At 42.0% G+C, this 15,936-nt stretch carries 15 protein-coding genes and 2 tRNA genes; 15 read left to right on the top strand and 2 right to left on the bottom strand.

Going from position 1 to position 15,936, the window contains the following annotated elements; translation table 11 throughout:
- Positions 1-7: 7 nt before the first annotated feature.
- On the bottom strand, positions 8-481 hold the full coding sequence (locus tag BC659_RS06565) for a RidA family protein (RefSeq protein WP_211340711.1): 474 nt from the start codon (positions 479-481) through the stop codon (positions 8-10).
- A 247-nt stretch (positions 482-728) separates the two neighbouring features.
- On the opposite strand from BC659_RS06565, the gene BC659_RS06560 reads away from it, so the two are divergent.
- The 10 genes from BC659_RS06560 to hflX all read left to right on the top strand — a co-directional run bounded on the left by BC659_RS06560 (position 729) and on the right by hflX (position 12,634).
- Positions 729-1,223, top strand: coding sequence for an SET domain-containing protein-lysine N-methyltransferase (locus BC659_RS06560; protein ID WP_133473868.1), 495 nt, complete (start codon positions 729-731; stop codon positions 1,221-1,223).
- Positions 1,224-1,265: 42 nt separating this feature from the next.
- Entirely contained in the window at positions 1,266-2,384 is a 1,119-nt protein-coding gene (locus BC659_RS06555; protein ID WP_162847366.1) for a D-alanine--D-alanine ligase family protein, read from the top strand.
- Between the two features lie 6 nt (positions 2,385-2,390).
- Positions 2,391-3,860 carry an SET domain-containing protein-lysine N-methyltransferase gene (locus tag BC659_RS06550; protein WP_133473866.1) on the top strand — a complete coding sequence of 490 codons (1,470 nt, stop codon included), beginning with the start codon at positions 2,391-2,393 and terminating at the stop codon, positions 3,858-3,860.
- Between the two features lie 106 nt (positions 3,861-3,966).
- The gene (locus BC659_RS06545) at positions 3,967-4,893 is read left to right on the top strand and encodes an ABC transporter six-transmembrane domain-containing protein (protein ID WP_162847365.1); all 927 of its coding nucleotides are present in this window, start codon (positions 3,967-3,969) and stop codon (positions 4,891-4,893) included.
- Positions 4,894-4,955: 62 nt separating this feature from the next.
- Complete coding sequence (locus BC659_RS06540; protein WP_133473864.1) at positions 4,956-6,287, top strand: Gfo/Idh/MocA family protein; 1,332 nt, start codon at positions 4,956-4,958, stop codon at positions 6,285-6,287.
- A 121-nt stretch (positions 6,288-6,408) separates the two neighbouring features.
- The gene (locus tag BC659_RS06535) at positions 6,409-7,188 is read left to right on the top strand and encodes a 3-keto-disaccharide hydrolase (protein WP_133473863.1); all 780 of its coding nucleotides are present in this window, start codon (positions 6,409-6,411) and stop codon (positions 7,186-7,188) included.
- Between the two features lie 228 nt (positions 7,189-7,416).
- Positions 7,417-9,591 carry a DNA helicase RecQ gene (gene recQ / locus BC659_RS06530; RefSeq protein ID WP_133473862.1) on the top strand — a complete coding sequence of 725 codons (2,175 nt, stop codon included), beginning with the start codon at positions 7,417-7,419 and terminating at the stop codon, positions 9,589-9,591.
- Positions 9,592-9,614: 23 nt separating this feature from the next.
- Positions 9,615-10,274 (top strand): response regulator transcription factor, encoded by a 660-nt coding sequence (locus tag BC659_RS06525; RefSeq protein ID WP_133473861.1) that lies wholly within the window; start codon positions 9,615-9,617, stop codon positions 10,272-10,274.
- A gap of 138 nt (positions 10,275-10,412) precedes the next feature.
- Positions 10,413-11,153 (top strand): outer membrane beta-barrel protein, encoded by a 741-nt coding sequence (locus BC659_RS06520; protein WP_133473860.1) that lies wholly within the window; start codon positions 10,413-10,415, stop codon positions 11,151-11,153.
- A 293-nt stretch (positions 11,154-11,446) separates the two neighbouring features.
- Positions 11,447-12,634 (top strand): GTPase HflX, encoded by a 1,188-nt coding sequence (hflX, locus tag BC659_RS06515; RefSeq protein WP_133473859.1) that lies wholly within the window; start codon positions 11,447-11,449, stop codon positions 12,632-12,634.
- Positions 12,635-12,755: 121 nt separating this feature from the next.
- Here the strand turns inward: hflX and BC659_RS06510 are convergent, their stop codons facing one another.
- Positions 12,756-13,394 carry a hypothetical protein gene (locus tag BC659_RS06510; RefSeq protein ID WP_133473858.1) on the bottom strand — a complete coding sequence of 213 codons (639 nt, stop codon included), beginning with the start codon at positions 13,392-13,394 and terminating at the stop codon, positions 12,756-12,758.
- A 59-nt stretch (positions 13,395-13,453) separates the two neighbouring features.
- On the opposite strand from BC659_RS06510, the gene BC659_RS06505 reads away from it, so the two are divergent.
- From BC659_RS06505 to BC659_RS06485, 5 genes are all read left to right on the top strand, one after another.
- Positions 13,454-13,783: a Rieske (2Fe-2S) protein gene (locus tag BC659_RS06505; protein ID WP_133473857.1), complete on the top strand. Its 330-nt coding sequence runs from the start codon at positions 13,454-13,456 to the stop codon at positions 13,781-13,783.
- A 73-nt stretch (positions 13,784-13,856) separates the two neighbouring features.
- Positions 13,857-13,930 (top strand) — tRNA-Asn (locus tag BC659_RS06500).
- 45 nt (positions 13,931-13,975) lie between these two features.
- Positions 13,976-14,057, top strand: a tRNA-OTHER gene (locus tag BC659_RS06495).
- 551 nt (positions 14,058-14,608) lie between these two features.
- Complete coding sequence (locus tag BC659_RS06490; protein WP_162847364.1) at positions 14,609-15,064, top strand: JAB domain-containing protein; 456 nt, start codon at positions 14,609-14,611, stop codon at positions 15,062-15,064.
- Positions 15,065-15,219: 155 nt separating this feature from the next.
- Positions 15,220-15,843, top strand: a complete 624-nt coding sequence (locus BC659_RS06485; protein WP_133473855.1) for a hypothetical protein — start codon at positions 15,220-15,222, stop codon at positions 15,841-15,843.
- Positions 15,844-15,936: the final 93 nt, after the last annotated feature.

Below are 15,936 nucleotides of genomic sequence, written 5' to 3'. Positions count from 1 at the left end.
AATCATGTTAAGTATGTAATTCAAATATCGCTTCTATTTCAACGGGAATATTCCCGGGTAGAGAACTCATGCCTACTGCACTTCTCACACCAACACCATGATCCGGGCCCCATATAGCAGCAAATAATTCACTGCAGCCATTGATCACATAAGGATGATCCGCAAAACCCTGCACCGCATTTACCATACCCAATACTTTAATCACCCGTTTAATTTTATGGAAACTACCCAGTTTATTTTTAATGGTGGCAAGCATCGCTAATCCTACCTGACGTGCAGCTGATTTAGCAGATTCTTTATCCATATCCAGTCCTACAATACCTACAATCCATGTGCCATCATTTTGCAGTGTACCATGACCGGAGAGATAGAGATAATTACCATCTATTAAACAGGGTTTGTACACACCCAGTGGCGCAGGAGCAGGCGGAAGGGTTAGCTGTAAGGCTTCAAAAGCGGCATCGGGAGAAGGATTGAGCATATTGATGATTTTAAACAGTTGATTTTTACCGTACCCAAATTAAAAGATTCCGTAGACATATCCATAGAACGATTATTCAAGCCACAGATGCACAGATTGATTATCTAAAATCTGTGCATCTGTGGCTTGAAAATAAATATTGATGTTATTGTGCATAATTCACAGCTAAATGTGGACTAATATCCATGCGGCTTTCAGCCTACGTGCTGCAGTATTCTGTAATTTAAAGAGTTAATCCTGAAGCCGCATGATACCCCTACCACTGGTGATACCGGAAACACCTAAACTTGCAAAAACAGACTTTGCAAAAGTGTTCAGAAATCCTGCAACAGGGCAACACTCTTTACACGCAACAGTTTTTTTTGATGAAGGAGAAATCATTTGTTCTTTCAGTGCCAAAGAAACCTATACCACACCCAGTTATCTTACACTGCAAACAGGATTGAATAAACATATCACACTCGAACCGGAATGTTTACAGTATACCAACCATAGTTGCGAACCCAATGTTTTTTTCGATACCGAAAAAATGGAACTGGTAGCGCTACGCTCCATTCAACCTGATGATGAAATGGTATTCTTTTATCCATCAACAGAATGGCAGATGGCTTCACCATTTACCTGTAATTGCGGTAGTGTAAAATGCCTGGGTACGATAGCAGGAGCTGCATCATTGACTGAAACGCAGTTAGTAAATTACCGCCTTACCCGTTTTATCCTGTTACAGATTCAAAACCGATAGTGATTGTAAAGAATGGATACCTGCGATATCAGTAAAGAAAATATGAGTCATTTATATGTATGGGTGCTGGCACCTTCACTGCAAACCGAAGATCCCAATATTGATTACTACTACGACTTCTCACAAAGTATAGCTGAATACAGTAAAATATTTTCTGCATTAAACATCCAATGGCGATGGCAACCGGTGACCTTGGCAGATTATGCAACTGTAATTGCACAGATTATTGCGGAAAAGGAAACCAGCAACCATATACCTGTTGTACTCAATTTATGTGATGGTGATGAAATCAATGGAACACCCGGTATATCTGTGGTTAAAATGCTCGATGCATCCGGATTAATCTATACGGGCGCTGATGAATATTTCTATACCATTACCACATCAAAAATACCGATGAAAAAAGCTTTTGATACGGCAAGTGTATCAACAGCCGAATGGGTCGCTATTCATGCTGCATCAGATGCAAAACAGGAAGTATTTGATAAACTGGGTTCACCACTTATTGTGAAACCCTCTATTTCCGGAGGCAGCATGGGTGTAGGTATCAGGAATGTGGTAGATAAGCTGACCGATCTACAGACACAGGTGGCAGCTATGTTTGCAGGTTACCGTGGCTGGGATCTTGCAGCAGACGGACTCATCGCAGAAACTTTTATTGAAGGACCGGAATACACCACCATGATTGTGGGATCCTGGACAGAACCTCAAAACTGTAAAGTTTATAAGGGTGTAGAAAGGGTATTTCATGCTTCTTTGCCTGAGAGAGAAAAATTTCTTTCCTTCGACAGGCTTTGGGAAATTTATGAAGAAGAAACACCGATGCCCGCCGATGAAAATTTCTATGAGTACCGTGAAGCAGATGCGCAGCTACAGGAACAGTTGAAAGAACTGAGCCTATCGGCCTTTCTGGCTGTTCGTGGAACAGGTTATACAAGGGTTGATATAAGACAGGACCGCTACACAGGAAAATTATATGTACTGGAAGTAAATGCACAGTGCGGGTTGAGCGAGGATGAAAATTTCACTTCTATCGGTGCCATTTTACGTGTAAACAAACAGAGCTTTGCCAACCTTATTATGGAAATTATCAGTGAAGCCATTCATCGGCATACCAAACAGCTAACACAAAAAGCATCAGCAAGTTCATCAGTCAGGTAATGCGTTATGGAAAAACAAAATTCATCTTTCGATACAAACTGGGCAGCAGGAATGAAGGTTGCAGTGCTGCAACCTGATTATTCAACAACTGATGTTGACTATAAAACCTACGACCCACCGCGAAACCTGAGTGGATTATTACCGGGTGCAACAGTTGATCATTTTTTTCTGAACAAACTCACTACCTATAAACAACTCAAAGATTTACAGCATAAAGACTACGATGTTTTTGTAAATCTCTGCGAGGGGTATCTTGAATGGGAAGTGCCGTCTATTGATGTGATTTATACATTGGAACTGTTGGCGCTTCCTTATACTGGTCCCAATACACAGCTGTATGATCCTTCAAAGGAAATCATGAAATACATCGCGTATTGTGAAGGGGTTCAAACACCCGCCTATATACTGGCAGATGTATCAACCGATATAGATTCGATGGCAGCATTGGGTTTTCCTTTGTTTGTAAAGCCGTCTAAAGCAGGTGATAGCCTGGGTATCGATAAAGCATCGTTGGTACATAATAAAGAAGAACTCGGCAAAAAAATCAACACATTGCTTCCTGAATATCCACAGCTGTTGGTAGAGCAATATATTGCAGGAAGGGAGTTTACAGTATTGATTGCCGCTAATGAAGATGGCCATACCGCTACTACTTTTCAGCCTGTTGAATTTATGTTTCCGGAGGGGTATGCTTTCAAAACCTATGAACTCAAAACATCTGCACTCCATCCTGCAGCCAATATTCCCTGTAGCGATTCATCCATCAATCAAGGATTAAGAGAGGCGGCACAGAAAATTTTCAAAGCATTTAACGGTATTGGTTATGCGCGTCTCGATTTCAGGATGGATGAAAAAGGTGTACTCTATTTTCTGGAAATCAATTTTACCTGCTCCGTTTTTTACACCAATGGATACGAAGGCTCGGCAGATTATATTTTACAATATGATGGTATCGGACAGGCCGGTTTTCTGCGGCACATGATCCGGGAAGGAATTGCCAGGCATTTACGCATGCAGAAAAATTATGAAGTCAGGGGCAATGCACTGGCAGGCTATGGCATTTGTGCAACCCGAAACATCATGTGTAATGAATTGGTATTCAAAGGTGAGGGACGCTCACAACGCATAGTTACCAGGCGTTATGTAGAACAGCACTGGAACGATGTTGAAAAAGAAACTTTCCGTCGATATGCGTATCCCCTGAGTAATGAAGTATTTTTGCTCTGGGATAATGATCCACTGGCATGGGCTCCCCAAAACCATAGTTGCGAACCCAACACTGCTTATGATGGTTTGAATGTAAAAGCCATCCGATCCATTCAAAAAGGCGAAGAACTAACCCTCGATTACGCCGACTTTCTGGATGAACACATGGAGCCCTTTCAATGCCAATGCGGAACCCAAAGCTGTAGAAAATGGATCACCGGCAAACCCGGTAATACCGTTACCAGAAGAGAAGAACAACAACGCTCTTAAACCAGGGCAGCAAATCATTGTCCAAGTACTAACCCACATCCATGAACAATAGTTAATGCCGGTGCATGCTATCGGTGCAGACAATTATTTGATTGAAAGGTTTTTTATGTTAGAAATGAATGTATTGAAAGAACTAATGAAAGTGCATAAAATAAGACTGGGTATCACCTGGTTTTTATTTTCGCTGGAGATGACGGGTGCCTTATTGCGTCCCTTCTTTCTCGGTGTTGCCATTAATGATCTGATGCAGGGTTCTTACCGTGGGCTTATCATCTTATCCGCTGTACATTTTTCCTGGTTGGTAATCGGCATATTGCGGCACAGGTACGATACAAGAACCTATTCCGCTATTTATACATCACTGGTAACAAAGTTTCTGTCCAGAAAAATTAAATCAACAGAAGTATCCAAACTAAGCGCACACTCAACACTGGCAAGAGAGCTGATTGATTTTCTGGAATTTGATCTGGTATATATTATTGAAGCCCTCTACAATATACTGGGCTCCATGATATTGCTGTTTTTCTATGAATCAACCGTAGTGCTGCTTTGTCTGGCCATGCTCATACCTGTAATGACCATCAGTTATTTCTATGGAAAAAGGATGAAGAAATTAACCCAGCTCAAAAACGATGAACTGGAGCAGCAGGTGAATATTATTTCATCAGGCGATAAAAAAGCCATTCATCGTCATTTTAATAACCTTCGTAAATGGCAGATACGCATCAGCGATCAGGAAGCATGGAACTTTGGTATCATGGAAATGATGGTAATGGTGGTTATTACCTTATCCTTACTCATAACTTATCATGTGGCGGGCACCACCATACTGGCGGGTAATATCATTGGTATTTATAATTATATCCTCAAGTTTGTATCCGGGCTTGATACCATTCCATATACCGTACAGCGGGTAACGTCTTTGCATGATATCACGAAAAGAATACAGTTGCAAATGACAGAATCACCCGTAACAGAAACAGTCAGTACAGAAAGCCTGCCTTCATTGGCGCCAAAAGAAACGGCTGCCTGATATCATTTCATAGTTTGGCGAAATCTTCCTAATTTATGACCCCATAAAAGGAAGCAAGCACTATGTCATCGAGAAGAAAATTTTTGCAACAGGGAACCCTGCTCACCGGAGGAGCCTTACTTGCCTCTGCATTTGCACAAAATGGTTTCGCCTATTTCCGTAATAACATCATGCCCAGCGATCAGGTGCGTATTGGGGCTATCGGTATCAATGGTATGGGCTGGTCAAATGTTACAGCAGCATTAAAAGTACCGGGTGTGGTGCTCGCAGCTATCTGCGATATTGATCAGTCTGTCATCAGTAAGCGCCAGACCGATCTGCAAAAGATGGGTATTGACCCCAATACTGTGCGTGTATACAATGATTACCGGAAACTGCTTGATCAGAAAGATATTGATGCCGTTATTATCGGCACACCCGATCATTGGCATGCACTGCAAATGATACATGCCTGTGAAGCCGGTAAAGATGTATACGTAGAAAAGCCCGTTGGTAATTCCATCGTCGAATGTAATGCCATGGTGGCGGCGCAGCAGAAGTATGGTAAAATAGTACAGGCCGGACAATGGCAGCGAAGCCAGCAGCATTTTACCGATGCCGTTAATTTCGTACACAGTGGTCAGCTCGGTAATGTAAGAACGGTAAAAGTATGGTGCTATCTCGACTGGAAACAACCACTGGATCATAAGCCCGATTCAGCGGTGCCCGCAGGCGTAGATTATAAACAATGGCTGGGACCGGCGCAGAACAGACCCTTTAACATCAATCGCTTTCATTTCACTTTCCGCTGGTTCTGGGATTATGCGGGTGGCTTAATGACAGACTGGGGTGTACACCTGCTCGATTATGCATTGATGGGTATGAAGGCAGATACACCCAAATCTATTGCCACACTGGGTGGCAAATTTGCCAAACCCGATTCGGCTGATGAAACACCCGATACATTGATGGCATTATACGAGTTTGATAAGTTTAATATTGTCTGGGACCATGCACTGGGTATCGGTAACGGAAGCTACAACCGCGACCATGGCATTGCTTTTATCGGTAATGCAGGTACATTGGTACTGAATAGAAACGGATGGGAAGTAATAGAAGAGAAAAAGAATGAACCCAGAGTAGCCATACCTTTTCAGAAATCAACCGATAATGGATTGAATAAACACTGGGAGAATTTTATTTCGGTAGTGCGTTCCAGAAAAGCTGAACAGTTGAATTGTTCTATTCAGGAAGCCGCTAAAATTGCGAGATTGTCTCAGATGGGTAATATTGCCTACCGAACCAACCAGAAATTATTCTGGAACACCCAACAGGGTAAATTCACGGATAACAATATCAATCAAAAATACCTGGCAGCCCAATACCATAATGGATATAAACTGCCCATCATATAATTACCCTGCGTAAACTCAGCGTTTTCATGTTCTCTGCGGTGAAATTACCAAGCTCATAGAACAAGAGGATACAGGATTTACGCAGAGATTTATATCAACTCATCAACGAAGCAAAGACCACATGAAAAAACAAACCATTTTAGTCCCCATCGCCATCGCTCTATGCGGAATGGCAGGTGCACAGAACCGTAACATCAATATGGATAGTCTTGTACAACTATCCAAAAAAACAGAAGTATGGGAGCCTGTACCTGCTAAAGTAACACCGGGTAAAACAGCAGCCGATGCACCTTCTGATGCCATTGTACTCTTCAATGGAAAAGACATCAATGCTTTCCAGAAAAAAGGCGGTGGTGCGCCCGGATGGAAAATTGATAAAGACGGAGCTTTAACCGTAGTAAAAACCTCGGGTGACCTGCAAACCAAACAGGGTTTTGGCAGTTGCCAGCTGCACATAGAATGGAGATCGCCCGCTGTAATTGCAGGCAGTAGTCAGTCGAGAGGTAATAGCGGTATCTTTTTTATGGGTGAATATGAATTACAGGTACTCGATTCATACGAAAACCCAACCTATGTAAACGGACAGGCAGGTAGTATTTACAAACAGCATATACCACTCGTAAATGCCAGCCGCAAACCGGGCGAATGGCAGACCTATGATGTGATCTTTACCGCACCGCAGTTTTATGCTGATGGTACCGTACAAACACCTGCGCGTATAACAGTACTGCATAATGGCGTACTGGTACAAAACAATGTAGAAATAAAAGGAGGCACCAAATGGATCGGCCCACCCGTTTACAAAAAACACAAGGACAAAGAACCCCTGGTATTACAGGATCATGGTAACGATGGTGGCAATCCGATGAGCTATCGGAATATCTGGATCAGAGAGCTGTAGAAACAGAGAAATAACAAACAGAGAAATAAGGAATGAGAAAGGAGAGAAAATTTTCTACTTGCTCATTCCTTATTCCTAACCCCTTCGATTGCGTTCAGAGCAAGCCTAGAAGCTAATTGCTAATAGCGAATGGCTAAGAGCAAACAGCCAACCCAAATCAGGTAAAAATACCTATTGCCAATCCCGGCGAACAGCACTTATCTTGCAGGCGTATCATTGTAAGTATTCATGAAACGAATAGCAGCGCCGGCAGAAATTTTACAAACCGTATTCGGTTATAACGAATTCAGGCATAATCAGCAGGAAATCATTGAACACCTTCTTCGTGCAGAAGATGCTGTGGTGTTGATGCCCACCGGTGGTGGCAAAAGTTTATGCTATCAGGTACCTGCTTTGTGTGTGGAAGGTGTAACGGTGGTGGTGAGTCCGCTGATTGCACTCATGAAAGACCAGGTAGATGCACTCACACTTAACGGTGTGAAAGCCGCCTTCCTCAACAGTACACAACATCCATCCGAAAGAGAACAGATACTACAACAACTGCGTAGGAATGAACTGAAGCTGCTCTATGTAGCACCGGAAAGATTGGTAGGGTCCGACATCAATTTTCTCCAGTTCCTGAAAACAGAAGCAAAGCCCGCACTCTTTGCCATTGATGAGGCGCATTGTATCAGTCAGTGGGGGCACGATTTCAGACCCGAGTATCGTGTGTTGAGTGAACTCAAAACGCAGTTTCCGGAAATTCCGGTGATTGCACTTACCGCAACAGCAGATGCACTTACCAAGAAAGATATTATTGAACAGCTGCACCTGAAGCAATACAAGGTATTTGAAAACAGTTTCAACCGTCCCAATATTACCTACTATGTAAAACCAAAAAAAAGCTATTACCATGAGCTGGTAGATTACCTCACAGAACATGAAGGCGATAGTGGTATTATTTATTGTTTGAGTCGCAATGCTACAGAGCGTTTGGCAGAAGACCTGAAGCAGGATGGCTTTAATGCAGCCGCTTATCATGCGGGCCTGGATAAAGCCACGCGCGATCAAAGACAGGATCTTTTTTTGAAAGATGATATACGCATCATCGTGGCTACCATTGCCTTTGGTATGGGGATCAATAAAAGTAATGTACGTTTTGTAATACATGCCGATCTCCCTAAAAACATCGAAGGCTATTACCAGGAAACAGGCCGTGCGGGTAGAGACGGATTGCCCAGTGAAGCGGTATTGTTTTATGGAGCCGGAGATGTGATGAAGCTGAAAAATTTTGCACAGGTAGAGAACAATCCTGCGCAGACAAAAATACTGCTCGACAAGCTCGATAAAATGGTGGCTTTCTGCGAAACAAAACAATGCCGCAGAAAATACCTGCTCAATTATTTCGGAGAGCAGTCGCCCGATTATTGCGGTGCTTGCGATACCTGTATACACAAACCCGAACTATCTGATCAAACCATCGTAGCGCAAAAAATTATGAGTGCGGTAGCAAGGGTGAATGAAAAATTTGGTATTGGCTATATTGTAGACCTGCTGCGTGGAAGTGCCAGCGAGAAAATCAGGGCCGAGCATAAACAGCTATCTGTATATGGAATCGGGAAAGACAAACCCAAAGATGAGTGGACACATTACACCAGAGAACTCTTAAGCAGTGGTTACCTGCAGATGAGTGATGCACAATACCCTGTTCTGAAACTTACAGAGAAAAGCAAAGCGGTATTGTTTAAAGGAGAGAAAGTGTATTTGCACGCACCAATCCAGGTCGTATCAACTGTAAAAGAGCCGGTTATTTACCAGCAGCATGCTTATGAGAAAGCGCTTTTCGAAAACCTGAAGAAGCTGCGTAATAAAATGGCGCATGAAGAAAATGTGCCAGCCTATCTCATATTGAGTGATAGTAGTTTGATGGATCTGGCTACTTATTTACCCCTGGTAACAGATGACCTGGCTAAAATATCAGGTTTTGGTGTGTATAAAATTGAACGATATGGACAGCCTTTTTTAGAAATGGTGCAAGACTACTGCAATGAAAACAGTATCGATACACGTATTGAATTGAAGAAGCCTAAGAGAGAAAGAAGAATAGCTGCTGCACCAAGAGAACGGGAAACAGATACCAAAAAAACAAGTCTTGACCTATATAAAGGCGGAATGAGCATTGAAGCGATTGCTGCACAACGTGTATTATCTCCGAATACCATTGAGTCGCACCTGTCGTATTATGTGGCAAAAGGCGAGCTGGACATTGATGGGCTGATACCGGCAGATAAAAGAGAACTGATAGAGGCTGCAATACTAAAATACGGTAAAGAAAGTCTGCGGCAGCTTAAGGAAAACCTACCCGAAGAAATCAGTTATGGTGATATTAAACTCACACTTGCAGCAGCGGCTGGCGAAGCCTGATCATGTAAAATGTAAAAAGCATTATGCAGAAAAAAATCTCCATACTCATAGCAGACGATCACCTGATCTATCGGGAGGGTTTGAAGCTCATGCTGGCCCGCGATCCGCAGTTCTGGGTAAAAGGAGAAGTGAGTGATGGAAAGGAACTGGTGCTGAAAGTAAAGCAATTGGCTCCCGATGTTATCATAACAGATATCAGGATGCCTTATCTGGATGGTATTGAAGCCACCAAAAGATTGTGCCGCGCCTACCCCGGCACCAGGATTCTGGCGCTCAGTTCGTTCAGCGAAGATTACCTGATCATTGAAATGCTGGAAGCAGGTGCATTGGGTTTTCTGGTAAAAGGTGTGGGGCCCGAAGAGTTGTCGAAGGCCATCAGGGTAGTGTACACACACAAACCTTATTTCTCGCTGGAAGTGACTGAGAAAATATCCAAAATCATTGCCGGAAAGCATAGTGATCCTAAAAGCCTGGGACTTATATCACTGAATGAAATGGAGAAACAGATCGTAAAACTTATTTGCAAGGAACTCACCAGTAAGGAAATAGCCGACAGGCTTTCCGTGGGTAAAAGAACGGTAGAAAGTTACCGGGTTCGTATCATGGATAAGATCGGGGCCAGAAGTGTGGCAACTGTTATTACCTATGCGCTAAAGGCGGGTATCATCAGGCCATCGGTTTAAAAGAAGGCAGTTTTTTAAGCAATTAATGGCCCAAAAACAGTGAAAACATCGATTTGACTAATTTTTAACCACTTCCGTGCAGCCAATTCTGTTATTTTTGCGCCCTATTGCCATATATTGGCGCAACGAAACGAGAACATGAAAAAGATATTATTACTGCTTTTGGCATTTACAGGAACCCTGCTGGCTACTGCACAAAAAACGGAGAACAAGAAAAAAACAGACTGGAGCAAGATCGATCTTTCAGACCGCCCTGCCGATCACCTGATGATACAATATGGTGGCGATAGCTGGACCAACCGCCCCGACAGTGTTCGCACAGGCAATGGTTTCAGCAGGCATTTTAATATCTACTTTATGGTAGACAGGCCCTTTAAGAGCAATAAGAAAATGAGTATTGGTTTGGGAGCAGGTATCGGCGCCAGTAATATTTTCTTTAAGAATACCAAAGTAGACATAAAATCGCCTACCACACGTTTACCTTTTACCAATGTAGACAGTACCAACCATTTCGATAAATTCAAACTCACCAGTATTTATCTGGAAATTCCTTTGGAACTGCGTTATTATTCAAACCCTGAAAATCCGGCTAAATCCTGGAAAGCAGCCGTGGGCCTGAAACTGGGAACCCTGCTTAAATCATATACCAAGGGTAAGAACTATGTAAATAAAAACGGACAGAGTTTATATGGTACCTCTTATGTAGAGAAATCGAGCAGCAAAAGATTCATCAACGGAACCATGCTGGCAGCTACTGCAAGAGTGGGTTATGGTATTTTTTCTATTGATGCCGGCTACCAACTGAATAGTGTATTAAAAGATGGAACCGGGCCTGTTATGCGTAAGTTTTCGATTGGTGTAACCATCAGCGGATTATAAAACAGCAGAACAGAGAAATGTCCAATATCGAATGTCGAAGTTGAACATTTCTTTGTTCAACAACACCCCGTCACTGATAACGCAGTGACGGGGTTTTTATTTGAATCAAAAGTTCACGTTTGATAGGGGTTAGGAGTTAGGTATTAGGTACAAGACGGTAGTTTATATAAACGCAACGCCCAAATCTCTAACCCTAACTCCTCATACCTAATACCTAACCCCTAAATGCCCCTTTATTAAAAGTATTTACACAACCTGCGAACAATTACCTTTGTAAAAAAGAGGAATAGATTTTGATTGAGAAGCAACACAAAATAAAAGAAGAAGAAACAGCTGTACTGGTAGGTGTGATTCAAAAGGAACAGACGCAGGAGCAGGTATATGAATACCTCGACGAGCTGGCTTTTCTGGCAGAAACAGCCGGAGCCCAAACCGTGCGGAAATTTACCCAGAAACTTCCCCACCCCGATAGCCGCACTTTTGTTGGGAAAGGAAAACTGGAAGAGATCAAAGAATATGTATCCGGAAAAAAAATAGACCTTGTCATTTTCGATGATGAGCTCACCGGATCGCAGATCACCAATATTGAAAAAGAACTGGGTGTAAAAACCATCGACAGAAGCGATCTTATTCTCGATATTTTCGCGCGCCGTGCCCGAACAGCACAGGCCAAAGTGCAGGTGGAGCTGGCACAATATCAATACCTTTTACCCAGACTAAAAGGTATGTGGAAACACCTGGAGCGCCAGGGTGGTGGTATTGGTACAAGGGGCCCGGGTGAAACGGAGATTGAAACAGACCGCCGGATTGTAAAAGATAAAATATCCCTGCTACGAAAAAGGCTGGGTGAAATTGATAAGCAGTCGTTCACACAGCGCAAGGAAAGAGGAGAACTCATCAGGGTATCGTTGGTGGGTTATACCAATGTGGGTAAAAGCACGCTGATGAATTTGTTGAGTAAGAGTGAAGTGTTTGCAGAGAACAAATTATTTGCCACGTTGGATACCACCACGCGTAAGCTGGTATTTGAAAACACACCTTTTCTGTTGAGCGATACGGTAGGTTTTATCCGCAAACTGCCACACCACCTCGTAGAGAGTTTTAAAAGTACATTGGATGAAGTACGTGAAGCCGATATTCTATTACATGTGGTAGATGTATCGCATCCACAGTATGAAGACCAGATAGGTGTGGTGAACAAGACATTGCAGGAGCTGAAAGCATTTGAAAAACCCATCCTCACCATCTTCAATAAAATGGATCTTTATGAAGAGAAAACCTTTGATGAATGGTTGGAAGATGAAGTGAAGCAGGAAATTCTCTTAGAGCTCCGCGAAAAATGGGAGAGAGCCACCGACCATAACTGTGTATTCGTATCGGCCCTTGAAAGAAAAAACATTGATGCACTGCGTGAACTGATCCTCAATAAAGTGCGTGATATGTACCAGGTACGTTATCCCTACAAAACCGTTCATTTCTAAATATCCCCTGCGTAAACGCTGCGCCTTCTTGTTATCTGTGGTTGTAGATTTCATAACGTCATCCTGACGCAGGAAGGAACCGCAGAGAACAAGAGAAAACGGAGTTTACGCAGAGAGCGGATTAGAGTTCTTTCAGCCAGTGAATGCTATAAGTACGGTTGCCGCCGGAAACACCACGCATATTAAAACCCAGGCTCCACCTGGTTTCCCATGATTTACCCATTCTGAGTCCCGCTCTGAAAACGGGATCAAAACTATCAAACGGCACTTTGCCTACAGATGTATATACTTTGGTATAACTATACTGGTAACCACCACCTACATACAAGCCCAGCGAGCGCCTCGAATCATCTGAAGCGGAATGCAGGCCAATATTAAAGTCGGCAACGAGGGGTATTTCAAAAGCCAGGTGGCCGCCTTTTTTACCCTGGATGGTATCGTTTTTGGTACCGTCGAAATCAATGGAACGGTAACGGTTGGTAAAGCTAATGCCCAGCATCATGGGAGAGCCGATGCAGACAGAACCCCCTCTCCAGCTAATCAGGTCTTTGCGGATGGAATACACAATGCCTATTTGTTTTACCCGCATTGTATAGTTGGCATCGATGGCAGTACTATCGGTTCTGTATCTCGCTAGTCCGCTGATGTCGGCCCTGCTGCCAAGTAAGCCAAAAGCCTGATCTACGCCATGGTTTTGGGCAAAACCATGTATACCGGCCAATAATAAAACAATCAATAAATTGAGTCGATGTTTATGCATCTTTACGGGGAGATTATATAAGGCAAAATTAAGATATTATAAGAAAAAAATATAATAAAATGTTTGAATCGGTTAAGCAATGGCATAAAATCGGCGAGGCTGAAACGGTATTTCAATGGCAGGCCAACCAGATGTGTGTGATAGAAGTGGCGGGAAAGAAAATTACCCTGGCCCGGCACCAGGAGGGGCTTTATGCCTTTGCGTATAAATGTCCGCATGCGAGTGGAATCATGGCCGATGGTTTTGTAGATGCATTGGGTCAGGTGGTATGCCCTTTGCACCGTTATCGTTTCAACATAAAAAACGGGCGGAATACCAGTGGAGAGGGTTATTACCTGAAAACCTACCCATTGGAACAACGTGCCGACGGAATTTATATCTCATTTTGAGTATTTTTTTGGATATAGATTTTGCCAGATTGCAATTTTCCCTATTTTTGCCACCCCGAAAGGGAAACGGTATTCCCAAATAGCTCAGTTGGTTAGAGCATCTGACTGTTAATCAGAGGGTCGCTGGTTCAAGTCCAGCTTTGGGAGCGAGAAGCCTCACAGAAATGTGAGGCTTTTTCTTTTTTATACTTTTCCCAAGTAGCTCCAGGGGTTAGAGCATTCCGCCTGAGGCGGATTAATCAGAGGGTCGCTGGTTCAAGTCCAGCTTTGGGAGCAGAGCCCTCCGCAGTAATGCGGAGGGTTTTTTGTTTTGTGGTGTTCTCAAAATAAGATAGTTGGTTAGAGCATTCCGCCAGAGGCGGATTAATCAGAGGGTCGCTGGTTCAAGTCCAGCTTTGGGAGCGAGAAGCCTCACAGCAATGTGGGGACTTTCTTTTTTATACTTCCCCAATAGTGCAGATGCTTACCCACCTTGAACAGATCCGCTTTGCCTTAAAAGAAAAGGTCCAGAATTGGTACTTGAATTAATAACCCGCCCTGTGATCAAATGATCATGGGGCTTTTTCTTTTATGCTATGAGTGAATCATTCAGCTTGCGTTACCCAAGTTATGGGTGCTTATATCTTGTCAATGAAAAAGGAGAATTAAAAGTCCTTTACACTCCCTTTAGAGTGCTATGCATACATGATACAGAGACAATCCCCAAAGGAACTACTGTGTATGTAGAAGCCGTTTGTTCTTATCTGCCGGTATATGTGCTTGCCTATCTGGTTAATGGTAAGATTTTACCTCATTATTATTTCATTATTCAAATCAACTTTTAATATGAAAGACCTAAATAATTCCGTGGTTGCTGAGATTCAAATCTCATACAAACCTGCTATTTCTGATAAACCGATCATTAAAACTGCTTTAGATGCTTATACTATTATGAGAAAGTATTTTAATCCTGATACCATCGCATATAAAGAGCAACTGGTAATAATGTACCTAAACAGTTTAGGAAGAGTAATTGGAGTTTATGGATTGTCAGAAGGAGGAACAAAGTTTACTATTGCCGATATCAAAATCGTGTTCACTATTGCTTTAAATACTGCTTCGAGTGCTTTCATCATTGCACATAACCATCCAAGTGGAAATCTTAAGCCTTCACAAGCTGATATAGACCTTACGAGTCGTTTACGAGAAGCTGCTAAACTAATGGATATGAAACTATTAGATCATTTGATTATTTCACCTTTCGGGAGAGAGTTTTTTAGTTTTGAGAATGATATACTCTGATATTGAGAAGTACTATGAAACTTTTTTATCAGAAAAATATGCAATATCAATGACACTTCGGTTAAATTTAAATAAATTTATTTTCATATACGTATATTCAAAGAATCAATCGAAACTGCTTATAAACCTCTTTATGGAAAATAACTTATTTCTTTATGATACTTGCTATAAAAAAACTCATTGAGCATGTTGATCAACTTGTAGTATGGTTAAAAGAAAATCAAGGAGTTCCAATACCTACACCAGAAAAAAAACGATTAGTTACTATTCTAAATAAAATAATAGAAGCTGAGGAGATAACTAACGAAGAATGGGAACAATTAAAGCCTAAAATTGAGCCTACAAGTCATTTGTACAACACAAATATTTGGACAAGTATAAAGAGAGTAATTAGTTCTCCGAAAAAAGCTTCAATAAGAAAAGAGCCATATCAAAAACCGATAATTTCATCCAAGTTAGATACGAAAAGAAAATCGCAATCAAGTAATCAAATTAATCAGAATGACAGAGAAATGACGATTTGTAATGATTGTGAATCACCAGTCTTAAAGAAGAACTTGAAAAGACATAAGAAAAGATGTAAGCCGCCAAAACATAAGTATAAAAGGGACGAAATCAAAAAAACAAAAGATTCGGAGAGGGTATATATTAAAAGTAATAATGAAAAAAACAATGAAAAACTATTAGACGGATCGTATGGATTTCATCAGTTTAGAGAGAATGGTCGATTCGGATCATATCCCTCTTTTGATAATATGGGGGACGAATCAAATCCTTAAAGAGAAGATATCGAGTATATAGTCTAGAGTATCTTACAGAGGAATTAAACAATCCATTGAGTTTATGTTTACGCCAATCTTTATACACGTACT

The organism is Sediminibacterium goheungense, assembly GCF_004361915.1.
Classification (GTDB): Bacteria; Bacteroidota; Bacteroidia; order Chitinophagales; family Chitinophagaceae; genus Sediminibacterium; species Sediminibacterium goheungense.
The sequence above is the reverse complement of the archived record's forward strand: the minus strand, read 5'-3'. Positions and strand labels throughout refer to the sequence as shown.